Source organism: Neorhizobium sp. PAMB6630, assembly GCF_058242775.1.
Genome location: NZ_JBZAYV010000002.1, coordinates 1,186,487 through 1,210,990, shown reverse-complemented (window position 1 = coordinate 1,210,990; position 24,504 = coordinate 1,186,487). Strand labels below are relative to the sequence as shown.

Below are 24,504 nucleotides of genomic sequence, written 5' to 3'. Positions count from 1 at the left end.
GATACCATGAATAATTCTCAGCTTTACATCATCGGAAAAAAGGGTGCGGGCGTCTTGTTTGTAAGGACGTTTCCACTGCGTGTCGCTCAGGTATCGCACGAGACAATCGTCGCTTATGAAGCAGAGCATCCCGGTGTCGACGGATACGCAAAAGTGGCAGCTTCGGCTAAGGCAATGCTGATTGGACAGGATGGCCAGCCTGAAACCAATCTGGACCAGCCACAGATCCAAGGTATTGAGACCTTGATTGCGGGCGGCGCGGTTGTCTCTGAAGCAGATTTCACTTTCGTCGGCGATATCACGGACGCCGGTTGGGATTGCAATCGTTTCGTTCTGATGCCAATCGAAAGCGCACTCACGGCAGTTGGCCCGAGCGGTGCAACCACTGGCGACCTGTTCGACGCCATCCTGTCCGACACGCCAAACACCACGCCGTGAACAATGCAGCATGAGCGGACCAATCCCGCAGGCCTTTCCACCCCCTGCGGCGCGTCCGATCCGGCTGACAGGCTTTTGGACGATCCCGAACTGCTGAGGCGGTTCGGGATTACCCGCGTCGGGGATGTGACGGATCTGGATGTGATCGGGGTGCCGGTGTGGTTTGCCGTCCGGCCGAATTCCCGTGGCCTTTCGGTGGCGCAGGGCAAGGGCTTGAGCGTGCGCCAAGCCAAACTATCGGCGGTGATGGAGGCGATCGAAGGGGCGGTGGGCGAGGAAACCGGGCGGCATGTGCGCGAGCAGGGAACGCCCGATGCGCTTGTCGCGCGCGGCCTTTGCCCGGTGCCGCTGGAGCGCATGGCCCGCGTCAATCCCGATCATTTCGATGCGAACCGTGAACGCGCCTGGGTCAAGGGATTTTCTGCACGCGATAATCGGGCAGTCTATGCGCCCTATGAACTGGTCGGCATGGATTTTCGCGCCGATTTTCCTTGGGACCGCAAGGCATTCCAGATGACCTCGCAGGGCATGGCGGCCGGCTTTGATGAAGACCGCGTGGTGCTGCATGCGTTGCTGGAACTGGTCGAGCACGATGCCTGCGTGCTGATCGATACGTTCGAGACCCGTGCGCTTGGCCTGCGCGCCATTACCATTGCGCCGGGGCGGCTGCCGGAACTGGATGCGCTTCTGGCGCGCCTTGCAGCCTTGGGCCTTCCGGTGCGCTTCTTCGACCTGACCGGCGCAACCGGCGTGCCGGTCATTCTGGCCGGCATCGAGCGGCCGCTGATGTCTGACACTGGGCCCGGCCACCGCCACGCCGCCGGCATTGCCTGCCGGCTCGATCCGCTGGAGGCCGCGCTTTCGGCACTTCTCGAAGCCATCCAGTCGCGCCTCACCGATATCAGCGGCGCCCGCGACGATCTTTCGCCGGATCGCTACCGGCCGGATTTTTCCACCCGCTCCGGTGCTCCGGCGGTTCCCGGCGACGTCCCGCAAGCGCTTGATCTTGCGGCAAGCGGCGGGGCCACAGACGGCCATGGGCCGGTGTGGCGGCAGCTGGCGCAGCACCTGTTTCAGGTCGGAGTGCGCGATATCTATGTCTTTCCGCTGGGAACCGGCGTGCCCGGCATTTTTGTGGCAAGGGTGCTCGCAGATGGTCTTTCGACCGGCAATCCCGGCCTCAACCAGCTTTCCCTCAACACGCTGAGCGGGTTCTTGAAATCGTGACGCCAGATAGCCCCCCAGACAGCCCAACAGACTGCTCCACGGTGATATTTGCCGGGCCATCGGTGCATGGGCTCGATCTCTCCGGTTTGACAGGCATCACCTTCAAAGGCCCTGCTGCCTGCGGCGAACTTCTGGCGGCCGTTCAAGGTGGTGCGCAGGTGATCGGCCTGATCGACGGCCTCTACGGCGATTGCGCCGCCGTCTGGCACAAGGAAATCCTGTTTGCCCTCTCCAAAGGCGTGGCCGTTATCGGGGCAGCCAGCATGGGAGCCTTGCGCGCTGCCGAATGCGAAGCCTTCGGCATGGTGGGGATGGGCCAAGTGTTTGCCGATTATCGCGATGGCCGGCGTGTCAGCGATGCCGATGTGGCGCTGTCCCATGCGCCCGCCGATCTCGCCTACCGGCCGCTGACGCTCGCACTTGTTGATGCCGAGGCAACCATCGATGATCTCAAGGAAAACCTTGGCAAGCACGAGCATGCGCGGCTGCTAGCCGCCGCCCGCCGCCTGCATTTTTCGAGACGCACATGGCGGGCCATCGCGCGCGAAGGCGGCTTTGAGGGTGCGATGGCAGATCGTCTGGCCGCTGGCGTTCGCTCCGTCAAACAGGCGGATGCCCGTATCCTCATCAAAACCCTTCAGGCAGGATCGGTCGCTGCCCCCTCCGCCGGCGCCTGGCGGTTTCAGGATACGCTGTTCTTCCGCAGCCTTCTTTCACGCCAAAACGCCCGGAGCCGTGCCTGATGCAAAACGCACAGCCGGCCCGCCTTGTTGCCGATTGCGGCGGGCTGATTAAAAAAGTCGCGCTCTCCATCCCCTCGGCCTTTTTCAGCGAAGAGACATTTGATCGCTGGAGCCGGCCGCTGCTGCCGATCGGAAACCTTGTCTGCGCGCTGCCGGCCGAAATTGCAATTTTCATGCTGGTGGATCGCACACGGATCGCGGACGCGGAGGGATGGCTCTCCACACTTTCCCCGGCATCTCCCGTCACGCTGGTGACGCTCGACGTGCCCGAAGGCGCGCGGCAAAGTCCCTGGATTCAGGACCTTTTTCATATACGCGAAGGCGAGGGGAGCGTACAGCGGGGATCGGAAATCCTCAGCCGCCCCAATGCTGCCATCGGCCCGGCGCTGGCCAGGTGTCTCGGCTGGCAGGCGCAGACGGCGATGGCCGATCTCGATGGAGGCAACCAGCTGGTAGGGGCCGATTTCCGGTTGGTCGGCGCCTCCAGCCTCGCGCGAAACCGTTTTTCGAACCCGACGCCGGACAGTAATGCGCCGGCGGGATTTGGCCTTCTGGAGACGCTGGACGACCGACCGGTCCACGTCTTTGGCTACCGCGCGCCCGGTGGCGAGCGGCTGCACCAGCATGGTTTTCACGTCGATCAGTTCGTCTCCGTCACGGGGCTTTATCGCAACGGGTGCCCGCTTTTGCTGGTGGCGGAGCCTTGCCTGACCGATGGCCTCGAAAGCCGGCTGGTCGATCAGGCCCGCCAGCAGCTTGATGCCTCCGTCGCGTTCCTGGAGAGCCAGGGGTTTTCCGTGATCCGCAATCCGGTTCCCTTCGTCGTCACGCCCGATAGCGGCAAGAGGCTGGCGCGGCTTTACAACAATGTCGTTCTGGAAAACGCCGTGCGGCCGGGCCGGACAAAACCGCTCGTCTGGCTTGCGCAGTTTGGCGATGTGGAGGATGTTACCGGCTTCGACGCGGCCAACTGCCTGATCTGGCAGAACCTCGGTTTCGAGGTCATCGGTGTTCCCGGCTGGAGCCACCTTGCCAGCCGCAACGGTGCCTTGCGCTGCGCGTCAAAAGTTCTGCAACGGCGCTGAAACGCCCCATCATCGCCCTTCTGCGGCCACCACGCCTACGGTGTGACGCCCGCGTGACGCGGACCATGTTCATCTCTTCTCGAAGCAGCGGATCACGCCTCCAGGATCTGCGGCTTCAAAGGGGTGGCACCGCCCCCATGTTCGCCCTGCCGGAAGCCACAGGCTTGCCCGTCAGGCGCCACGGGAGCGGCAGGTCGGGGAAGGGCATGGCGGAAGTGATTGAGTCTAGGGATCTACAGGCAGAACCAAATCGCCGGGAACTTCGCACGGTTCTCGATGCGGCGCCGGTTGCCCTGTTCTGGGCCTCGCTGAAGGATTTTAACGTCCGTTCCGCCAATCATGCCTTTACCGACAGGTTCGGAACCCTGGATGGCTGCTTCACCTCTGTGGAGCAATGGCTGGACGCAGCCTGCTGCCATCCGGAACAACGCCATCGTGCGCGGATCCTCTGGCAAAACCTGCGTAACGGTAACAGCCTTGGCAATGCGGCAAGCTCCGGCATCGAGCTTGATCTGCGCTGCGCCGATGGCACGATCGTCACCACGCTCCACCGTGGCACGGTCGACCGTTACGAGGGCATCGCGATTGCCACGTTCGAGGACATCTCCCAGTGCAAGGCTGTGGAGCATGCGCTTCGACGTATCGCGCTGGAGGATCCGCTGACCGAACTTTCAAACCGCCGGGCGTTGACCGACCGTTGGCAATTCGAACTGCGCTGGCACGAAAGCCATCCGTCCGCCTCGATGGCGGTGCTGATCATCGATCTCGACCGCTTCAAGTCGGTCAACGACGAGTTCGGCCATGATGCCGGCGACGCGGTGCTGAAGACGGTTGCTGCGCGCCTGCGGGCGGCGGTTCCGCCAACCGGAACGATCTGTCGGCTCGGCGGGGATGAGTTTGCGGTGCTGTTGCCGGGTCTTTCCGCGCCTGAAGAGGCAGAGCAGGTCTCGCGCCGGATCTGTGCTGCGCTCTCGCGGCCGTTCATGTGGGAGGCGAAGGAACTGTCGGTGGGCGCAAGTCTCGGTATCAGCTGCTATCCGCAGGATGCTGCCGATCTGCAGACGCTGATGCGTTATGCCGATCAGGCGCTTTACCGGCGCAAGAAAACCGGCCATGGCGGCTGGGCCAGGTTCTGCCACGCCTTTGCCGCCGAAGATGGACAGGCCTGAGGCAAAACGCACTCCGGCCCCGTGGCCGCAAATGTCAGGCGCTTTTCGACTGCGGCAGCATGACAAGGCTTGGGCTTGGCCGTCCGAAGAGGTAACCCTGCAGGTACTCGATGCCAAGCTCTTCCAGCTGAGCTGCCTGCCGGCTTGTCTCGACACCTTCCGCCACGATGGCAATGCCGAGCTTGCGGGCGATGAGTGCCGTGCCCTCGATGATCGCCCGTCCATGACTGTCGAGCGCCTGGACGAAGGACCTGTCGATCTTCAGCGCCTGCACCGGCATCTCATGCAAGCGTGACAGGGAGGAATAACCGGTGCCGAAATCGTCGATATGGATCTCCACGCCATAAAGATGCAGTTCCTGCAGCACCGCCCTGATAAGCGGCTGGCTGCGCGTATCGAAAATGGATTCCGTCACCTCCAGCACAAGATCTGCCGGATGCGCCTGGTGACGCTCCAGACTGGAGCGCACGATGTCGAAGAAGCCGGGTGCGATCAACTGGCGCAGCGACACGTTGACCGCCAGCCGTGAATGACCACCGGGACCGCTGCTGCGCATGATTTCCCGCAGCGCCGCATCCAGCACAAAGGCGCCGATTGCAACGATTTCCCCGGTATCCTCGGCAATCGGAATGAACTCGTCGGGGCCAACAGGGCCGAAATCCGGGCTGTTCCAGCGCAACAGAGCCTCATGGCAATGCACGGCGTGCGATCCGGCCAGCACCACCGGCTGGAACACCACCGACAGTTCGCCCTTGGCCACAGCGTGCTTCAGCGCCTGAACGAGGGCGAGGTTGCGTTCCTGCTCGGCCAGCAGCTTTTCGCGATAGACCTCGGTGATTCCGCGCCCCTTGCGCTTGGCATCGCCGGCGGCAAGGTCGGCGCGGTGGATCGCGCCCTTGACGCTCAGGCGGTCATTGCAGGTGACGGCAATGCCGGCGCTGAAGCCCACCTGCAGCGGACGCCCTGCAACGGCAATGGGTTCCTCCACGGCAAAGCGCATGCGGTTTGCGAGTGCCGCGGACCAGTTTGCCGCGCCCTCAGACGGCGTGGGAACGATGGCGACAAATTCGTCTCCGCCCCACCTGCCGAGCGCGCCGTGTTTGCCGAGGGCGGCGCTCAGCCGTCTTGCCACCTCTACCAGCACGATATCGCCCACCGTATGGCCAAGGCCGTCATTGATCTGCTTGAAGCGGTCGAGATCAATGAAGATGGCGGCAAAACCGGTGGTCGAGGTCACCAGTTCCTCTTGTTCGGCGCACCATTGCATCAGGCCGCTGCGGTTAAGAACCCGCGTCAGGGGATCCTGAGCTGCCTGCTCCCTCAGCTGCACCGTGCGCTGGCGCACGCGCGCTTCCAGCGTCGCGTTCAGGTTTTCCAGCAGGTTGCGCTCGGCCTCCAGCTTCGTGACGAGGTCGTTGTTGCGATATTGCAGCTCATAACTCTGGCGCAGCACCTGATGGTTGTTGCGATGGGCAATCAGCATCACGATGGTGAAAACGACGCCAAGCCCGGCCATCAGGTATTGTGGCGGGTCTGTAAGAACAAGCGCCACCGACCCCTGCAGCAGCATCACCGAGATATAGAGGCGTCCGATCACCAGTTGCGGGGCAAGAATGCCGGTCGCCCCCGCCGCCAGCGCCGAAATGATCACCAGCGCCGCGTGCCGGCCCTCGCCATCGCCATCCAGCACGGCCGTTACCGTCATGATGCCCCAGAGGGTGGCAGCCAGCAGCAAGCCGGTCGCGTAAAGGACGACGTGGGGCCGCAACCGTTCCTGCGTGATGTCGGGCTCGGCCCGCAGGCGCCGCATGACCCAGACCGAATGAGCAAGCCGCGCAAGCGACAGCACCAGAAGCGTCGCAAGCCAGGTGACCAGAAACCCGTTGTTTCCATAGCCGGACGACCAGATGATCAGGACGAAACCGAAGCCGGCAGCGAAGTTGACGCTGATATTGGCAAAGTTGTTGCGGAAAGCCAGACGTACAAGGCTAACATAGAGCCATCTCTTGAGAGATCTGGCATCTTCGGCCTTGTCCAACTGCTGGGTTTTCGCAAACTGTATGCTCATTGCGTTCGCTTTTCTCTCTGTCCCCTCAAGTCCCTGCCTTCATAGATCATCGATGACACGATACTTTTCCACGCGTTGCGCTGTGCGCAATCGCAATGCAGTATCCTGTCTATCTATATAAGCAAAATACGAAATAGAGAGTAAGCGGATAAAATCACATTTGCATCATATTCTAAAGTTCATCCTCGTCTTGTTTCAAACGGCGGGCAAGGCGCGGCCTCCATCACGAGGTGCCACGCGCAAGCGGCAACCCGGAGGACGTGACACATCCGGCTTTCGCCCGGCGGTGAGCCTGCCTTGATTGACGGATGCGGATAAGCGCTGCGGGGTTAGCGGATGCGGATGCCGCTTGCGTCGAAAAACAGGAGGTCCTGGCTGCTAAAGGCCAGCTGGAGTTTTTCGCCATCAGGCACGGAGACGGCATGCGCAAGTTTTGCGGTGACAAGCTCGCCGCTGCCGCGGGCGTGAACCAGAGTCTCACCGCCAAGATATTCAATCATCTCGATGTCGAGAGACAGCGTGCAGTCGCCACCCGTGCGGAACGCTTCCGGGCGAAGGCCGACGGTGACGGGCGTTCCCGGGGGCGGCGCGGTCTCCAGCCCTGTCATCGGCAGGATCGCGTTGAAATCATCAAGCCGCACTGCCGGCTGCCCCTCACCGGAGACTGTCACAGCGGGCAAGAAGTTCATTTTCGGCGAGCCGATGAAGCCGGCCACGAAACGGTTCTGCGGATCGCTGTAAAGCTCTCTCGGCGTTCCCACCTGTTCCACGATGCCGGCGCGCAGCACGACGATCTTGTCGGCAAGCGTCATCGCCTCCACCTGGTCATGCGTCACGTAGATCATCGTGGTGCCAAGCTTCTTGTGCAGCTTGGCGATTTCCATGCGCATGTGAACGCGCAGTTCCGCATCGAGATTGGAGAGCGGTTCATCGAACAGGAACACTTTGGGATGACGCACGATGGCCCGGCCGATGGCAACGCGCTGGCGCTGGCCGCCTGAGAGTTGCCCGGGTTTGCGATCCAGAAGCGGTTCCAGTTCAAGAATCCGCGCCGCTTCCATGACCTGCTTTTCGATATCGGCTTTGGCGACGCCTGCAAAACGCAGCGCAAAGCCCATGTTCTGGCGCACTGTCAGGTGCGGGTAAAGCGCGTAGGATTGAAACACCATGGCGATGCCGCGCCTTGATGGATCGGTATCGTTCATCCGCTCGTCACCGATGATCAGATCGCCGCCGCTGATATCTTCCAGCCCGGCGATCATGCGCAGAAGCGTCGATTTTCCGCACCCGGAAGGGCCGACGAAGACCGTGAACTCGCCCGGTTGGATGTCGAGATCGACACCCTTGATGACCTCCAGCGACCCGTAGGATTTGCGGATGCCCTGCAGCGATAGCGCGCTCATGCGGTCTTCCTCTTTTTCACACGGCTGATAGCGCAAGGGTGCGCGTCTCGAACCGCGCCGATGACACGGTGACTTCGATCGGCCCGACCTCTCCGGTCGATTCCAGCCAGAAGCCGGTGGCACCACCCGTCAGGACCGGATTGGACGGGCCGAGCAGCTTTGCCGGTCCGGTCACCGTCACGGTTACCGGCTCATCGAGGAAGGGAAGCAGATTGCCGGTCTGGTCGAGCGCCCGCACGATCACCCGCACCTGATCCTTGGTGGCGGCCGGCAGGGTGTCGTCATCGGCAACCACTTGGAGGTGTGTCGGCAGCGGCCCGCCGGACAATTTCACTCTCGCGACGGGTTCGCCGTTGCGATAGCCGATCACTTCGCCATCCAGCCATGCCATGCCCCAGCTGCCCAGTTCCTCGGCTGAAAAATGCCGGCGGTCGATGACGACGGGTGGATGCGGCAGGTGCGGATAGCTTTCACGATCCGGCCCGACGCGCTTGCGCAGGTGGCTGCCATAAACGAACTCCACCTCGTCGCAATTGGTGAGCACGATCAGCGGCATGATGCCGCCGATATTGCGCTCGCCGCGCGCCCAGAACGTCACCGGCTTCAGGATGATCTCTTCTTCCGGTTCGCACTGGCTGGCATAGGCGTAGGCGGCAAACTTCGGCTCGCGGAACATGTCCATCACGCCATGGTGGCAGATGCGGTCGCCGGAGCCAAAATCCTTGTGGGTGTTGTAGTCGAAGGCGCACCAGCCGATGGCACCCGAGATGGACGCGTCGCCATACATGGCGTTCAGCACCTGCAGGTGGCGCGTCACGTGTTCGGCCTGGCGGGCCTCCTGGTCATGGCGCTTGGTCGGATACATGTGGCCGTTGAACTCGGTCACCATGTAGGGAACCTTGGTCGGCAGGCCGGTGCAGGTCTGCTGGTCGCGCAGCGGGGTGCGGGCATGATTGGCGCCCGGCATTTCCTCGCTGCCGAGGTAGAAGTCGTTCATCGTATAGACGTCTTCGAGGAACTCGCTTTCGGTGATGAAGCGCACGCCGCCGGTCTGGCGGGTCGGGTCAGTCTCACGCGCCACGCGGTTCGTCTCGGCGTAGAAATCGTGATTGTCCTGGGATTCGTTGATGCGCACGCCCCAGAGAATGATCGAGGGATGGTTCCAGTCGCGGGTGATCATGCGCTCGACATTGCGCACGGATTCCGCCTGCCATTCCTTGTCGCCGATATGCTGCCAGCCGGGGATTTCCTCAAACACCAGAAGGCCGATGCGGTCGCAATGATCGAGGAACCAGGGCGACTGCGGGTAGTGCGAGGTGCGCACCAGATTGCACTTCAGGTCGTTCTTGACGATTTCCGCATCGCGCTCCTGCGCCCGCTTGCCCATGGCATAACCGGTATAGGGAAAGGCCTGATGGCGGTTGAGGCCGCGGATCTTCAAAACCTTGCCGTTGAGCTTGAACCCTTCGACGGTGAATTCGGCGGTGCGGAAACCGAAGGTCGCGGTCTGGCTGTCGCTGCCGGCGCCGCTCTCCAGCGTCACCTCCGCCCGGTAAAGGGCCGGATGATCCGGCTCCCAGAGCGACAGGCCGTCAAGGCCGGCAAAGGTGAAGGTGTGGCGATGATCTGCCACATCCGCCGTCTGGGTGGCGATCACCCGGTCACCGTCCTTCAGCGCCACCTTGAGCTGGCCACCGAGCGCGACTTCTGCCGGATTGGCGAGATCGACGCGCACGGTGACGCCCTTCTTGTCTGAAAGCGTGTCCTGCGTCTCCACTTTGATAGAACCGACCGAGACCGGCGTCGTCACCTTTAGCCAGGCATCGCGGTAGATGCCGGCATAGGTGAGGTAATCGATGCGCCCGCCGAAGGGCGGAATGCCGGGGTTTTCGCTGCCATCGATGCGCACGGTGATCAGGTTGTCGCCGGCCTTCAGGCGGCCGGTCAGCCGGGCCTCAAAGGGTGTGTAACCATCCTTGTGGGCAATCACGGCTTCGCCGTTCAGAAAAACCTCAGCGTCTGCCATGGCGCCATCAAAGACGATGGAGACTTCGCGGCCCTCGAACTCCGGCTGGAAGGCAAGGATCTTCTGGTAGGTGAACGGACGCTGGTAACTGGTCTCATCAAAATAGTTGAACGGCAGGTCGAGCGCATTGTGCGGCAGGCGAACCGTCTCGCCCTTGGCAGACACGGTCTTCGAGGCCTCCTCGAAACCTTGGCTGAAAATCCAGTTATCGTTGAAAAGATGGGTCATGCGCATCGAAACAATCCTATTTGACGGAACCAAGCATGCCCTGGACGAACTGGCGCTGCATGGCAAAAAACACGAAAAGGGTGGGGAGCGTGGCGAGGACGGTGCCGACCATCACGACGCCGTAATCGGGGTAGTAGGCGGAGGCGAGGGAGGAGACGACGAGGGTAATTGTCTTCGTCCCGTTGGATTGCAGCACGATCAGCGGCCAGAGATAGTTGTTCCAGCTGGTCATGAAAACGATGACGAAGGCTGCCGCATAGGTGGAGCGCATCACCGGCACGTAGATGAAAAGAAAGATCTGCCATTCCTTCAGCCCGTCGATCTTGGCGGCATCGCGCAATTCCGTCGGAAAGGCTTTCGAGGCCTGGCGGAAATAGAAGATGATGAAGACCGAGGCGAGCGTCGGCAGCACGATGGCAAGATGCGTATCGATGAGGCCGGCCTTGGCCATCATCATGAACAGCGGGATCATGATGGCGGCAAACGGCACCATCAGCGTCAGGAGAATGACGGTATAGATCCGGTCGCGCAGTTTCGAGCGGAACATCTCGAAACCGTATCCGGCAATCGACGAGACGATAATGGTGACGGCGGTGCCGAGGATGGCGATCTTGGCCGAGTTCCAGAGCACCAGCGGCACATCCACCTGCGCCACGAAGGCGCGGATATTGTCAAAGAGCGCCGATCCGGGTGTCACCTTGCCGGTGTTGATATCGGCGGTGATGTTGGTCGCGCCAATCAGCATCCAGAAGAAGGGAAAGACGGAGAGAAAGGCGGCCAGCAACAGCAGGCCATAACGAATTGCGCTGAAAAGCCGCGCGGTGTGGCGGTCGCTGAAGACGCTTCTGCTCATCGGCGTTCCCTCACCGCATAAAATTGCAGGAAGGAGAGCAGCGCCACCAGCACCACGATCACATAGGAAATCGTTGCGGCATAACCGAAATTCGGCATGAAACGGAAGGTGAGGTTGTAGATGTAGAGCGACAGCGTCAGCGTCGCATTCGAGGGGCCGCCGGTGCCCTCCGTCAGGCTGTAGACCTCATCGAACAATTGCAGCGTGCCGATGGTGGAGGTGATGGTGGTAAACAGGATCACCGGCTTCAGCATCGGAACCGTGACGTAAAAGAACCGCCCCCAGGCGGGGACACCATCGATGCGCGCCGCCTCATCGATGGAGCGGTCGATGTTCTGCAAGGCCGCGAGATAGAAGATCATGTTGTAACCGGTCCAGCGCCAGGTGATGGCGGTGATGACCACGACCTTTGCCCAGAACGGGTCCGTCAGCCAGTTGAGCGGCTGATCCATCAGGCCAAGGCCGATCAGCGTGCGATTGACGATGCCATCGACCGAAAACATGCTCTTGAACAGGATGGAATAGGCGACCAGCGAGGAGACGCAGGGCAAAAAGATCGCCGTGCGCAGCAGGCCGGAAAATCTGAGCTTCGGATTGTTGAGCGCATTGGCGATGACAAGCGCCAGCACGATCATGATCGGCACCTGGATGATGAAGAAGGTGAAGGTGTTGGTCAGCGCCTTCCAGAAAATCGGATCATTGTAGATCCGCACCAGATTGCCGAAGCCCGCAAACTTCATCATCATGCCGCGGCCGGAATAGACCGAGAGCGTCAGCGAGCTGATGATCGGGTAAATCAGAAAAATGCCGATCAGAAGAAGCGCCGGCGCGATGAACAGCCAGCCGTTGACATCGTAATACCGCTTCAGACCGCCGCGCCTGTTCTGTGCCATGACGTTTGCCACCCGGGCCTCACACTTCCGCTCTGCCGTTCTGCCTTGCCTTCCACCTCCAGCCATGCGGCAGGTTTGCCGCACGACCGGGGAGGAGCCGGCGAATGTCGCCGGCAGGAAACGCGTTCGGGCTGGTGTTACTGGATCTGCGTCTGGGCCTGCGCCTCGATATCCTTCAGCACCTCATCTGCCGGTTTTCCGGCAATCAGCGCCTGCATGTTGGCGGTCACGGCGTTGTCGAGTTCATTGGTGAAGATGCCGTAGGTGACGGGCGGAACCTTGGCCAGCCAGTCGGAGAAACGCTGCCAGACCTGTTCACCACCGAAAAACGCATCCGCCTGCTGGTAGACCGCACCGGACCGGGCGGCGGTCAGAGAGCCGACAGCGCCGCGATCGGCGAGGATCTTCTGGTAGAACTCGATATCCTTGCCGTAGATTTCGGCCAGGAAACTGATGGCTTCATCCTTTTCCTTCGAGCTTTCGATGACATACCAGCTCGAACCGCCAAGGTTGGAGGCGTTCGTTGAACCGGCCATGTCGAGCCGCGGCGTGGGTGCCACACCCCACTTGCCGGCCTGCGCGGTCTGCGCCTTGATGGTGCCCGTGATCCACACGCCGGTGACAACAGAGGCGACGTCGCCTGAGGTGAAGGCGTTGACATAATCATTCCAGCCGGTGGCGGGCTTCACGATGCCGGCCTTCACCATCTTTGCCTGGGCTTCCAGAGCCCCTTTCAGCGCGGCGTTGCCGGTGACATCAAGCTCACCATCAGCGTTGAAATACCATTTGCCGGCCGACTGCATCATGATGCGCGTCATGCCGCCATTGTTAAGCTCCTGCGTCGTCATCTTCTTGCCGGTCTTGGCCTCCACGGACTTGCCGATCTCGATGTAGCGATCCCAGGTGATGTTCTCGAGATCGGCGGGCTTGAAACCTGCCTGCTCCAGATAATCGCGGCGATAGAAAAGCCCGGTGACGCCGCTGTCGAACGGCATGCCGTAGGTTTCCCCCTCCAGCGTCATCAGCTCCACCTTGTAGGGTGCAAAACCGGAATAATCGACCTTGCCGGTCATAGGCGCAAAGGCGCCGGGGAAGGATTGCAGAAACTTCTGCGCGCCGTAATCCTCGATCAGCACGATATCGGGCAGGGCGTTCGTGGTGCCGGAGGCAAGTCCCGTCTGCAGCTTCTGCTCCACATCGGCCTTGGCGAAATCGACGATGTTGAACGTCGTTTCCGGATGCGCCTTGGTATAACGCGCGCCGGCTTCGCGCATCACGGCAACGTTGAAATTGGGGTCCCAGCACCAGATGGTGATTTCACCGGCGAAAGCCGGCGCCGCCGCAAGCAGGGTTGCGCCCGCCAGTGCCGCGCGCAGGGCAAATGTCTTCAATGGCAATGTGTCCATGTTCTCCTCCCAGAAAACACCAAGCTACGGCGATCCTCCGCCTGCCATGGAACTAAGCGGAAAAGATTTCCGATGGCAAGGAAAGTTTTACTAAATATTTTTTGCAGGTGCGAAGGCGCGCACCTGACCGTTCCGCCGGGGATTTTTCAAAACCCGGTGCGTCGGAAAACAAAGCGATCCGTGGGGGGAGGTCAGGGGAGCGGCTTGCGGCAGCTCTCACGCCAGATCATTTCGGTCGGCAGGTTGACGTGTTTGGCATATTCCCGGCCGTGGATCCGCTCGACCAGAAGGTCGACCGCCGTTTCGCCGATCGATTCGCTCAGGATGCGAACGGTCGATAGCGGTGGGTTCAGAAACTGCGCCACTGGAATGTCGTTGTAGGAGACGACGGCAATGTCCTGCGGGATGGAAAGCCCGGCCTCCCGGATGGCCCGGTAGGCCCCGATGGCAAGGTTGTCATTGGCCGTTATCAGCGCATCCGGTGGCGCGCCGCGGGCCAGAATTTCGCTTGCCTGTTCATATCCCACCTCAAGCCGCAGGTTCTGGCCGGCGCCCTCATGCTCGCCCAGCGCCATCAACTGCTCGTCGAAGGTGCCCCGTTCGCGGTGCCAGTTGATATAGGCGCTGCAGCGCCGCTCGCCGAACCGCCGTCCGTCTGAGCTGACCGGATCCTGCGCGCCAATGAAGGCAATGCGACGATAACCGCAGGCGTGAAGCCCGTCGAGGATCTTGCGGGTGGCAATGCCAAGGTCGCTGCACACATAATCGAGATCCTCCTGCTTGGGCACGAAATCAGCAAACACCAGGTGCCGGCAGTGCTCCAGCAGCCATTCGATTTCCGCCCGTGCGTGTTTGCCGACCACGATCACGCCGGACACGCTCTGCAGGAGTGCGGCGGCTGCCACGGTTTCGGAGTGAAAAACCTTCACCGCCTCGATGCGGTATTCCCGACACCGGTTCTCGATGCCAAGCCGCACGCCGATGTAATAGGGGTCGATCAGTTCTTCTGACGGCTCGAGGAAATGCACGATGGCAAGCCGGGGAATGGCAAGAAGGCGGTTGGGCAGCTGTAGAGGCCCCGCCTGCGTGCGGTTTCGGTTGCGTGGTGTGGCATAGTTCAGCGCCTCGGCCGTCTCGATGACCGCCTGCCGCTTGGCAGCCGAGATCGAAAGAGAGGGATCGTAATTGAGGACGCGTGACACCGTGGCGGGCGAGACACCGGCAGCCTTGGCAATTTCCTTGATGGTGACCATGTCATTTTTCCGGAACCGCAGGGTGCGGCCCCGCTTTCAGGCGGTGTTTAGTAAAAGTTTCCTACCTAGCTCATAGCTCATAAACTGTCGCAACCGGAAGCCCCGGCCTGACGATTTCATCCGGGCCAGCGAGCCCGCGCGTGCAACAGCCGGCGACAAAACCCGGAGTGGAAACCGTGTGGGCGTGAAGCGATGGGCGCCCGGCGGCATGCGCTCCCGGCGCCGGATCCTGCGCAAAGGGCATTTCTTCGAATGAATGACCCTGAACTGCCGGAATTGCGCAGTGAATTTTGCTGCACTGCCACAAACGGCGCAATTTTATTTCATGATCGCCGCACATTTTTTTCAGTTTGGAAAGCCGGCAAAAAATAATACTGTTTCCCCAGCCCTTGCAGCGTAAGCAGTCTTTACAAGGTGGGGCTTATGGATATGAGGGAAGCCGTGTTGTCCAATAAGCTGCCGGCATCGCTTGCTGCTTTTATTCGAGAACATGGCTGAACAGGTCATATGGTGAGCCACCGCGTGGGAAGAATAACAAGATAAACGGGCTGCGCGATTTCAAATCCAGACAACCGGCACATGCGGCAATCCGCGTCGATGCCGATGGGAGACTTCAATGAACTTTAAATTTGGCTTTGCTGCGGCCTTGCTCGCAGCCTCCTTCCTCTCCACCGCCGCCAGCGCAAAGACGTTCGTCTATTGCTCGGAAGGCTCGCCGGAAGGTTTTGACCCCGGCCTCTACACGGCCGGCACGACCTTCGATGCCTCCGCGCATCCGGTCTACAACCGTCTGCTCGAATTCAAGCCGGGCACGACGCAGCCGGAAGCTGCTCTCGCCGAGAGCTGGGACATCTCGTCTGACGGCACGGTCTACACGTTCAAACTGCGCCCGAACGTCAAGTTCCAGACCACCGAATTCTTCACGCCGTCGCGCACGCTGAACGCTGACGACGTCGTGTTCTCCATCGCGCGCCAGATCGACGAGAAGAACGCCTGGAACAAGTACATTTCCGGCGGCACCTGGGAATATGCCGATGGCATGGGCTTCCCCAAGCTGATCAAGTCCGTCGAGAAGGTCGATGACCTCACGGTCAAGATCACGCTCAACCGTCCGGAAGCACCGTTCCTTGCCAACCTTGCCATGCCGTTCGCATCGATCCTGTCCAAGGAATATGCCGACAGCCTCGATAAGGCCGGCAAGAAGGAACAGCTGAACCAGATGCCGGTTGGCACCGGTCCGTTCACCTTCGTCGCATACCAGCAGGATGCCGTCATCCGCTTCAAGAAGAACGCCGATTACTGGGGCACCGCGCCCAAGATCGACGATCTGGTCTTTGCCATCACCACGGATGCTGCCGTTCGTTACCAGAAGCTGAAGGCCGGCGAATGCCACCTGATGCCGTTCCCGAACGCTGCCGACGTCTCCTCGATGAAGGCCGACCCGAACCTGAAGGTCATGGAGCAGGAAGGCCTCAACATCGCCTACCTCGCCTACAACACCACGCAGGCGCCGTTCGACAAGCCGGAAGTGCGCATCGCGCTGAACAAGGCGATCAACAAGAAGGCGATCGTCGAATCCGTCTTCCAGGGCATGGCAGCCCCGGCAACCAACCCGATCCCGCCGACCATGTGGTCCTATAACAAGGAAACCAAGGACGACACCTACGATCTGGACGCTGCCAAGAAGATGCTGGCAGACGCCGGCGTCAAGGATCTGTCGATGAAGATCTGGGCGATGCCGGTTTCGCGTCCCTACATGCTGAACGCGCGTCGTGCGGCCGAAATCATGCAGGACGACTTTGCCAAGATCGGCGTCAAGGTCGAGATCGTCTCCTACGAATGGGCCGAATACCTGCAGCGTTCGAAGGACAAGAACCGTGACGGTGCCGCCATCCTCGGCTGGACCGGCGACAACGGCGACCCGGACAACTTCCTCGACACGCTGCTGGGTTGCGATGCCGTTGGTGGCAACAACCGCGCGCAGTGGTGCAACAAGGAGTTCGACGAACTGGTGAAGAAGGCAAAGGTCACCTCTGACCAGGCCGAGCGCACCAAGCTCTACGAACAGGCACAGGTCGTGTTCAAGAAAGAGGCTCCCTGGGCAACCATCGACCACTCGCTCGCCGTCGTTCCGATGGCAAAGGGTGTGACCGGCTTTACCCAGAGCCCGCTCGGCGACTTCACCTTCGAAGCGGTCGATATTGCTGAATAATTCGCTTTTTGAGCGAAGAACTGGCCGCGGAGTGTTCTCACTCCGCGGCCTTTGCTCAAGGTCGGCGCTGCGGGAAAGGCGTTCGATCGGGGATGGCGTTTTGACGGTGCAAAGCTGCAAAGCGACCAGGCCCTTATATTTTCAAGAATAAGAACAGGTCCATCCATGTTTGGCTTTCTTCTGCGGCGTATCGCCGTGCTGATCCCGACCTTTGTCGGGGTTTCCATCATCGCGTTTGCCTTCATCCGCCTGCTTCCGGGCGATCCGGTGGCGCTTCTGTCAGGCGAACGGGTGATGTCGCCGGAACGGCACGCGCAGATCAGCGCGCAGCTCGGCCTCGACCGGCCGATGGTGATCCAGTATCTCGATTATTTGCACGGCGTCGTGACCGGTGATTTCGGCACTTCGATCGTCTCCAAGTCTCCCATTCTCAAGCAGTTCCTGGCGCTGTTCCCGGCGACGGTCGAGCTGTCCTTCTGCGCCATCCTGATTGCTGTCGCCCTTGGCATTCCCGCCGGCATCATCGCTGCCATCAAGCGGGGATCTGCCATCGACCAGTCGATGATGGGTGTGGCGCTTGTCGGTTATTCCATGCCGATCTTCTGGTGGGGCCTGCTGCTGATCATCCTGTTTTCCGGCATCCTGCAATGGACACCGGTCTCGGGGCGCATCTCGCTGATGTTCTATTTCCCGCCGGTGACCGGCTTCATGCTGATCGATTCGCTGCTGTCGGGCCAGAAGGGGGCGTTTTCGTCCGCCGTCAGCCACCTCATTCTGCCCTCCGTCGTGCTCGCCACCATTCCGCTGGCGGTCATTGCGCGCCAGACACGTTCCGCCATGCTGGAAGTGCTGTCGGAGGATTATATTCGCACCGCACGCGCCAAGGGCCTGTCGCCGTTTCGCGTCGTCAGCCTGCATGCGCTGCGCAATGCGATGATCCCCGTCATCACCACGATCGGTCTGCAGATCGGTGTGATGCTGGCCGGCGCCATCCTCACCGAAACCATCTTCTCGTGGCCGGGCATCGGCAAATGGATGGTCGATAGCGTGTTCCGCCGTGATTACCCGGTGATCCAGGGCGGTCTTCTTCTGATTGCCGGCATCATCATGGTGGTCAACCTGATCGTCGATCTGCTCTACGGGCTGATCAATCCGCGCATCCGCCACTAAGAAGGAGAAAATCCCATGGCAGACACTGCAAAAACCCAGCCGGTGACCAGCGCGGCGCTCCGCCGCCAGATGCTTGCCGAATTCTGGTTCTACTTTTCCGAAAACCGCGGCGCCGTCATCGGCCTCTTCGTTTTCCTCGCCCTTGTCATCGTCGCCGTCCTTGCGCCGGTCATTGCCCCGCATTCGCCCTTCCAGCAGTATCGCGAATTCGTGCTTCTGCCGCCGGCCTGGCTTTCCGGCGGCAATACCAGCTTCCTGCTCGGCACCGATCCGGTTGGACGCGACATTCTCTCGCGCCTCATCTATGGCGCACAGTATTCGCTGTTCATCGGCCTTTTCGTTACCACGCTGTCGCTGACCGGCGGCATTCTCGTCGGCCTGATCGCCGGTTATTACCGCGGCTGGGTCGATACCGTCATCATGCGCCTGATGGATATCATCCTGGCGTTTCCGTCGCTGCTTCTGGCGCTGGTTCTGGTGGCCATCCTCGGCCCCAGCCTAACGAACGGCATGATTGCCATCGCGCTGACGCTGCAGCCACATTTCGTGCGCCTGACGCGTGCCGCGGTGATGGCGGAGAAGTCACGCGATTACGTTACGGCAGCCCGTCTGGCCGGTGCCGGCCCGTTCCGCCTGATGTTTCGCACCATTCTACCGAACTGCACGGCCCCGCTCATCGTGCAGGCGACACTCTCCTTCTCCAACGCCATCCTGGATGCCGCCGCACTTGGCTTTCTCGGCATGGGCGCGCAGCCGCCGGCCCCCGAATGGGGCACGATGCTCGCCGAAGCCCGCGAATTCATCCTGCGCGCCTGGTGGGTGGTGACCTTCCCCGGTCTTGCCATCCTCATCACCGTGCTGGCGATCAACCTGATCGGCGACGGCTTGCGTGACGCGCTCGATCCCAAGATGAAGAGGTCCTGATCATGGCACTTCTCGAAATCGAAAACCTCACCGTCGAGTTTGAGACGGCAACCGGCTGGTTCAAGGCAGTCGACGGTGTATCGCTGTCGGTCGATGCTGGCGAGGTGCTTGCTATCGTCGGCGAAAGCGGCTCGGGCAAGTCCGTCTCGATGCTGGCCGTCATGGGGCTTCTGCCCTGGACGGCAAAAATTACCTCCGACAAGATGCTGTTTCAGGGGCGTGACATCCGCAATATTCCAGACACCGAACGGCGCAAGCTGATCGGCAAGGATATGGCGATGATCTTCCAGGAGCCAGTCGCAAGCCTCAATCCGTGCTTCACTGTCGGCTTCCAGATCGAGGAAGTGCTGCGCATCCACATGGGGCTTGGAGCGAAAGAACGCCGCGCCCGCGCGATGGAACTGTTCACGCTGGTCGGCCTGCCGAACCCGGCCGAGCGCCTCAACCACTTCCCGCACCAGATGTCCGGCGGCCAGTGCCAGCGCGTGATGATCGCCATGGCAATTGCCTGCAACCCGAAACTGCTGATCGCCGACGAGCCGACGACCGCACTCGACGTCACCATCCAGAAGCAGATCCTCGATCTCCTGATGGGGCTGCAGGCCGAGCATGGCATGGGCCTCATCATGATCACCCATGACATGGGCGTGGTGGCCGAGACCGCCGACCGGGTGATCGTGCAATACAAGGGCCGCAAGATGGAGGAGGCCGACGTGCTCTCGCTCTTCGAAGCGCCGAAAAATGCCTATACCCGCGCGCTTCTCTCGGCCCTGCCGGAAAACGCCACCGGCAAGCGTCTGAGCACGGTGTCCGATTTCATGGCCACCGCCGATCTTACGCAAAATGCCGGAGGAGATGCACGATGACCGCCGCCACCAATTCCGTGCCGATGCTGGAAATCCGCAACATTCGTCAGGATTACCATGTGCCGCAGGGCCTGTTCAAACCGGAGAAGGTTGTCCATGCGGTGAAGGGCGTCTCCTTCAAGCTGGACACCGGCAAGACGCTCGCCATTGTCGGCGAAAGCGGTTGCGGCAAGTCGACGCTTGCCCGCATCCTCACCTTCATCGATGAGCCGACGGCTGGTGAATTGCTGATCGAGGGCAAGACCGTCGATACGCGCCCCGGCCACCTGACGGCCGAGATGCGCCGCAAGGTGCAGATCGTCTTCCAGAACCCCTATGGCTCGCTCAACCCGCGCCAGAAGATCGGTGACGTGCTGGGCGAACCGCTCGCCATCAACACAAAGATGTCGGCGGCTGAGCGGCGCGAGCGTGCAACCGAAATGCTGGTGAAGGTGGGCCTCGCGCCTGAACACTACAATCGCTACCCGCACATGTTCTCCGGCGGCCAGCGCCAGCGCATCGCGATTGCCCGCGCGCTGATGATGAACCCGAAGCTTCTCGTGCTGGACGAGCCGGTCTCGGCGCTCGATCTTTCGGTGCAGGCGCAGGTGCTGAACCTGCTTGCCGACCTGCAGGAAGAATTCGGCCTGACCTATGTGTTCATCAGCCATGATCTGTCCGTCGTGCGCTACATCGCTGACGAGGTGATGGTGATGTATTACGGCGAAGCGGTGGAATACGGCACGCGTGATGAGGTGTTCAGCGCTCCGAGCCATGCCTATACGCGCACGCTGTTTGCCGCCACCCCGCGCGCCGACGTCGAATCCATCCGCGCCCGCGTCGAAAAGAAGCGCGCCGCCCGCTGACCCTGTCGCAACGTCACCCGGCAATCCGCAGAGAATGCCGGGTGATCTTTCGCCCCATCACGACAGGTCGTGCAGATCCTTGCCGAGCGGATCGGTGACGGAAAAATCCGAAAAGTGGACGGCAAGGCCGGCGCGCTCCGGCGTGCAGCACATCGGCCCAACGCTGTAAAACTCAGCCTCCGGAAATGGGCAGAGGCGCACCAGCGGCCAATGTTTGCCGTCCGCCGATGCCTGCAGCCGCAACGAACCCTTCTCCACGGTGATCCGCAGGTATAAATCGCTGGCATCTTCCGCGTAAGGTGCAGTTGCCCAGTCGGATTGGCCAAGTGTGAGCACGCTGCCGAGGCAGGCGACATCATCGGAAAACTCGATGCCCGCCTTCAGCCAATGCTCGTCATCGATCCGCACCATCAGGCCGGCCTGATCATAGAGATGGTCATATTTGGCGCGCACGCGGACCTGTGCCGTGAAGGCGCCGGTGCGGCGATGGCCGAAAAAATGGCCGCTGTCGCGGGTAAAGCCGTAATAGGTCTTGCGCCAGAAATCGCTGCCCTTGTCGGTCACCACATGCAGGTCGTTACCGTCGAGCGACCATTTTTCGGGTGCGTTCAGCCATTCGCTTGTTTTAAACAATGTCATTATGCTTCCTCCTAGCCGGGAAGTTTTAGACGGCAACATCCGGCTTTCCAAGCCGCGGGCAACATCTATGTGACGGAAAGCCCTCGCGGTTGTCGGCCAGCCGGTGCATAATGGCCGTCACCCCATGAAAGAAAATCCATGCCGCAGACGAAGTCCCGTATCGATCCCCTGTTTGACGCCCACGGAACCAAGAATCCGCTTGCCGTTCTGAAAGAGATCTACGGTTATCCGGCGTTTCGCGGTCGCCAGGCTGAGGTCGTCAATCGTGTGGTGTCCGGCGGCGATGCGGTGGTGCTGTTTCCGACGGGGGCCGGCAAATCGCTGTGCTTCCAGATCCCGGCGCTCTGCCGCAACGGCGTCGGCATCGTCGTCTCGCCGCTGATTGCGCTGATGCGCGATCAGGTGGAGGCGCTGAAGCATCTGGGCGTCAAGGCTGCCGCCCTCAACTCCTCGCTCACCCGCGAAGAATTTCTCGATGTGCGCCGGGCAGTGAGCGATGGCACGCTCGATCTTCTTTATGTGACGCCCGAGCGCATCGTCACGCCCGCCTTCAAGGAGATGATGGCGGGTGCAAGAATTGCACTTTTCGCCATCGATGAGGCCCACTGCGTCTCGCAATGGGGCCATGATTTTCGGCCGGAATATCGCGAGCTTGGCCAGCTGGGCACGCTTTATCCGGGCGTTCCCCGCATCGCGCTGACGGCGACCGCCGATCCCCATACCCGTGAGGACATCATCGACAGGCTGGGCCTGCGCACGGCCGAGGTGTTCACCACCTCGTTTGACCGGCCGAACATTGCCTATGAAATCGTCGAGCGCGACCAGCCGCGCCAGCAACTGTTGCGGTTTCTCTCGCGCCATACGGGATCGAGCGGCATCGTTTATTGCCTGTCGCGCGCCAAGGTGGAGGATACCGCCGCCTGGCTGAACGAGCAGGGTGTGCGCGCGCTTGCCTATCACGCCGGCATGGACCGCAGCATTCGCGACGCCAATCAGGATGCGTTCCTGAAGGAAGAAGATCTGTGCCTCGTCGCAACCGTTGCCTTCGGCATGGGCATCGACAAACCGAACGTGCGTTATGTCGCCCATCTCGATCTGCCGGGATCGGTGGAGGCCTATTATCAGGAGACGGGACGCGCCGGGCGTGATGGCCTGCCGTCAGAAGTCTGGATGGCCTATGGCATGGCCGATGTTATCCAGCGCGGACGGATGATCGACGAGGGCGGATCGAGCGACGAGATCAAGCGGGTGGAACGCGCCAAGCTGAACGCGCTTCTCGGCATCTGCGAAACGCCGGGCTGCCGTCGGCAGGCGATCCTTGCGCATTTCGGCGAGGCGCATGCGGGCCAATGCGGCAATTGCGACACCTGTCTGAAGCCGGTGGAAACCTGGGATGGCACGGAAGCCGCCATCAAGGCGTTGGCGGCGATCTATCGCACCGGCGAGCGGTTTGGCACCGGCCACCTGATCGACGTGCTCCTTGGCAACGTCAACGAAAAGACCACCCGCTTCGGGCACGCGGATATGCCCGTCTTCGGCGCCGGCAAGGATATCGCGTCCAAAACCTGGCAGTCCGTCTATCGCCAGTTGCTTGCGGCCGGGCTGATCAGCGTCGATCATGCCGCCTTTGGCGCGCTGAAGCTGGAGCCCGAGGCGCGCGCCGTCTTCAAGCGCGAACGGGACGTGCGGTTTCGCAAGGACCGCCCCACCAAGGGCAAGGCGTCGCGTACTGCCTCGCCCAGTTCGACCAATGCCCGCTCGGCGCTGGAGGGCTCGGAGATGGAACTGTTCGAGGCGCTACGCGTGGCACGACGGACGATCGCCAAGGATCTGGCCGTGCCGCCCTATCTCATCTTCCCGGATACGGCGCTGGTGGCCTTTGCCAAGGAGCGCCCGACAACCGAGGACGAGCTTCTCGCCATTTCCGGTGTCGGCCAATCCAAACTGGAACGGTATGGCGAGGCGTTTCTCGACGTCATCCGCGCCTTCGAGGGCTGAGATCGGGGGACGCGGCGTCAGAGACCGGCGTCTCTGTTGAAATTGCCGCCTACGCCACGGACGCAGGGCCTGCGCGCAAGGACTCGCCGGAAAAACGGGCCTTCCGGTCGGTCTTGGACAGGTCGCCGTCAATGCCGGCAGCAAGGGCCGTGCGCTTGACAAGCCGGGCAACCTCGCGGTCGTTCAGGCGTTCGGAGCCAACCTTCTTGCCCTCACCGGTTACGCGCCGAAACAGCGGGCCATGCGGAATGCGCGCCAGCGACAACCAGGTCTCTAGCGCAAAGACGGGGCAGGTGGCATCCGATGTGCCCCGGCCGATGTCCACTTGGCGCAAGCCGGTTTTGCCGCGTAACGTCACGAGCAGACCCTTGTCGAGGATTTCGATCCAGCCGCGCCCGTCTTCCGTCTGGTCGCGGCCAACATCAAGACCGACGATCTCGGAGCGGCGCAAGCCCCCGGAAAAACCGATCAGCAGCATCGCCCGGTCCCGCAAGCCGCGCAGCGTTCCCCGGTCAAGCGTTTCAAGCATGGCAAGAAGGTTTTCCTGCGTCACCGTTTCCTTCTGGCGCTGTGGTGCTGCGTGGCGGTTGCGGATGCCGGCAAGAACCGTTGCGATATGAGGGTCCTTCCGATCCAGCGGCGCGCCGCGATGGGTGTAGTTCCACGACAGCGACGACAAGCGCCGTCCGATGGTGGAGACGGAATTTTCTCTGGATTGCGGGTCCGCTTCACCGTTGGCGCAGGCCGTGACGTAAAGCCCGACGACCTGCGGATCGGGCGGCATCACATCGAGCCCGTTGCGGCGGCACCAGGCGGAAAAATGCTTCCAGTCAGAACTATAGGCGCGCCGCGTATTGGTGGAACTGGACGCTTCCCCTGAGATGCGCGCCCGCGTCGCGAGATCTTCCAGATGCGCCGGCATCGAGGGCTTTTGCCGCTCCGCCATCGCGCACGAGAGGTTCGCCTCTTCGGCATCGGTGTTGTCCTGGGTCTCGGCTAGACTATGAGCGGTGATTCGGTTCATGCGCCCATCATGCCCCGATCCGATGCGTTTCGCA

The 24,504-nt window shown here is 61.4% G+C and carries 19 protein-coding genes and 1 pseudogene; 11 read left to right on the top strand and 9 right to left on the bottom strand.

Annotation, left to right across the window (positions count from 1 at the left end; translation table 11 throughout):
- Positions 1-6: 6 nt before the first annotated feature.
- The 5 genes from AC4CWF_RS24270 (at position 7) to AC4CWF_RS24250 (ending at position 4,662) form a co-directional block, all read left to right on the top strand.
- Positions 7-438, top strand: coding sequence for a hypothetical protein (locus AC4CWF_RS24270; RefSeq protein ID WP_491286270.1), 432 nt, complete (start codon positions 7-9; stop codon positions 436-438).
- A gap of 3 nt (positions 439-441) precedes the next feature.
- Positions 442-1,665, top strand: coding sequence for a YcaO-like family protein (locus AC4CWF_RS24265; protein ID WP_491286268.1), 1,224 nt, complete (start codon positions 442-444; stop codon positions 1,663-1,665).
- Entirely contained in the window at positions 1,662-2,408 is a 747-nt protein-coding gene (locus AC4CWF_RS24260) for a TfuA-like protein (protein ID WP_491286266.1), read from the top strand. The genes AC4CWF_RS24265 and AC4CWF_RS24260 overlap by 4 nt, the downstream gene beginning before the upstream one ends.
- Positions 2,408-3,493: a hypothetical protein gene (locus tag AC4CWF_RS24255; RefSeq protein WP_491286264.1), complete on the top strand. Its 1,086-nt coding sequence runs from the start codon at positions 2,408-2,410 to the stop codon at positions 3,491-3,493. Before AC4CWF_RS24260 ends, AC4CWF_RS24255 begins: the two co-directional genes overlap by 1 nt.
- 206 nt (positions 3,494-3,699) lie before the next feature.
- On the top strand, positions 3,700-4,662 hold the full coding sequence (locus AC4CWF_RS24250) for a diguanylate cyclase domain-containing protein (RefSeq protein ID WP_491286262.1): 963 nt from the start codon (positions 3,700-3,702) through the stop codon (positions 4,660-4,662).
- Between the two features lie 34 nt (positions 4,663-4,696).
- On the opposite strand, the gene AC4CWF_RS24245 is transcribed toward AC4CWF_RS24250, so the two are convergent.
- From AC4CWF_RS24245 to AC4CWF_RS24215, 7 genes are all read right to left on the bottom strand, one after another.
- Positions 4,697-6,730 (bottom strand): putative bifunctional diguanylate cyclase/phosphodiesterase, encoded by a 2,034-nt coding sequence (locus tag AC4CWF_RS24245; RefSeq protein WP_491286260.1) that lies wholly within the window; start codon positions 6,728-6,730, stop codon positions 4,697-4,699.
- 329 nt (positions 6,731-7,059) lie between these two features.
- Positions 7,060-8,133 (bottom strand): ABC transporter ATP-binding protein, encoded by a 1,074-nt coding sequence (locus AC4CWF_RS24240; protein WP_491286258.1) that lies wholly within the window; start codon positions 8,131-8,133, stop codon positions 7,060-7,062.
- A 16-nt stretch (positions 8,134-8,149) separates the two neighbouring features.
- On the bottom strand, positions 8,150-10,393 hold the full coding sequence (locus AC4CWF_RS24235) for a glycoside hydrolase family 2 protein (RefSeq protein WP_491286256.1): 2,244 nt from the start codon (positions 10,391-10,393) through the stop codon (positions 8,150-8,152).
- Positions 10,394-10,403: 10 nt separating this feature from the next.
- The gene (locus AC4CWF_RS24230) at positions 10,404-11,240 is read right to left on the bottom strand and encodes a carbohydrate ABC transporter permease (RefSeq protein WP_491286254.1); all 837 of its coding nucleotides are present in this window, start codon (positions 11,238-11,240) and stop codon (positions 10,404-10,406) included.
- Positions 11,237-12,133, bottom strand: coding sequence for a carbohydrate ABC transporter permease (locus AC4CWF_RS24225; RefSeq protein ID WP_491286252.1), 897 nt, complete (start codon positions 12,131-12,133; stop codon positions 11,237-11,239). The genes AC4CWF_RS24230 and AC4CWF_RS24225 overlap by 4 nt, the downstream gene beginning before the upstream one ends.
- Before the next feature lie 137 nt (positions 12,134-12,270).
- Positions 12,271-13,539, bottom strand: coding sequence for an ABC transporter substrate-binding protein (locus AC4CWF_RS24220; protein ID WP_491286250.1), 1,269 nt, complete (start codon positions 13,537-13,539; stop codon positions 12,271-12,273).
- A 191-nt stretch (positions 13,540-13,730) separates the two neighbouring features.
- Positions 13,731-14,792, bottom strand: a complete 1,062-nt coding sequence (locus tag AC4CWF_RS24215; RefSeq protein ID WP_491286248.1) for a LacI family DNA-binding transcriptional regulator — start codon at positions 14,790-14,792, stop codon at positions 13,731-13,733.
- 616 nt (positions 14,793-15,408) lie between these two features.
- Here AC4CWF_RS24215 and AC4CWF_RS24210 point away from each other — a divergent pair.
- The 5 genes from AC4CWF_RS24210 (at position 15,409) to AC4CWF_RS24190 (ending at position 20,809) form a co-directional block, all read left to right on the top strand.
- Complete coding sequence (locus AC4CWF_RS24210) at positions 15,409-17,004, top strand: ABC transporter substrate-binding protein (RefSeq protein ID WP_491286246.1); 1,596 nt, start codon at positions 15,409-15,411, stop codon at positions 17,002-17,004.
- A gap of 165 nt (positions 17,005-17,169) precedes the next feature.
- Complete coding sequence (locus AC4CWF_RS24205) at positions 17,170-18,174, top strand: ABC transporter permease subunit (RefSeq protein ID WP_491286244.1); 1,005 nt, start codon at positions 17,170-17,172, stop codon at positions 18,172-18,174.
- 15 nt (positions 18,175-18,189) lie between these two features.
- A complete protein-coding gene (locus tag AC4CWF_RS24200) occupies positions 18,190-19,098 on the top strand; it encodes an ABC transporter permease subunit (RefSeq protein WP_491286242.1) in 909 nt (302 codons plus the stop codon).
- 2 nt (positions 19,099-19,100) lie between these two features.
- Positions 19,101-19,964, top strand: coding sequence for an ABC transporter ATP-binding protein (locus AC4CWF_RS24195; RefSeq protein WP_491286240.1), 864 nt, complete (start codon positions 19,101-19,103; stop codon positions 19,962-19,964).
- Positions 19,961-20,809: a dipeptide ABC transporter ATP-binding protein gene (locus tag AC4CWF_RS24190; protein ID WP_491286238.1), complete on the top strand. Its 849-nt coding sequence runs from the start codon at positions 19,961-19,963 to the stop codon at positions 20,807-20,809. The genes AC4CWF_RS24195 and AC4CWF_RS24190 overlap by 4 nt, the downstream gene beginning before the upstream one ends.
- A gap of 57 nt (positions 20,810-20,866) precedes the next feature.
- Here the strand turns inward: AC4CWF_RS24190 and AC4CWF_RS24185 are convergent, their stop codons facing one another.
- Positions 20,867-21,448 carry a DUF1349 domain-containing protein gene (locus AC4CWF_RS24185; RefSeq protein ID WP_491286235.1) on the bottom strand — a complete coding sequence of 194 codons (582 nt, stop codon included), beginning with the start codon at positions 21,446-21,448 and terminating at the stop codon, positions 20,867-20,869.
- Between the two features lie 138 nt (positions 21,449-21,586).
- Between AC4CWF_RS24185 and recQ the strand changes: the two genes are divergently transcribed.
- On the top strand, positions 21,587-23,446 hold the full coding sequence (gene recQ, locus AC4CWF_RS24180) for a DNA helicase RecQ (protein ID WP_491286232.1): 1,860 nt from the start codon (positions 21,587-21,589) through the stop codon (positions 23,444-23,446).
- 52 nt (positions 23,447-23,498) lie between these two features.
- Here the strand turns inward: recQ and AC4CWF_RS24175 are convergent.
- A pseudogene (locus tag AC4CWF_RS24175) lies at positions 23,499-24,392 on the bottom strand (tyrosine-type recombinase/integrase); the annotation flags it as partial.
- Positions 24,393-24,504 lie beyond the last annotated feature (112 nt).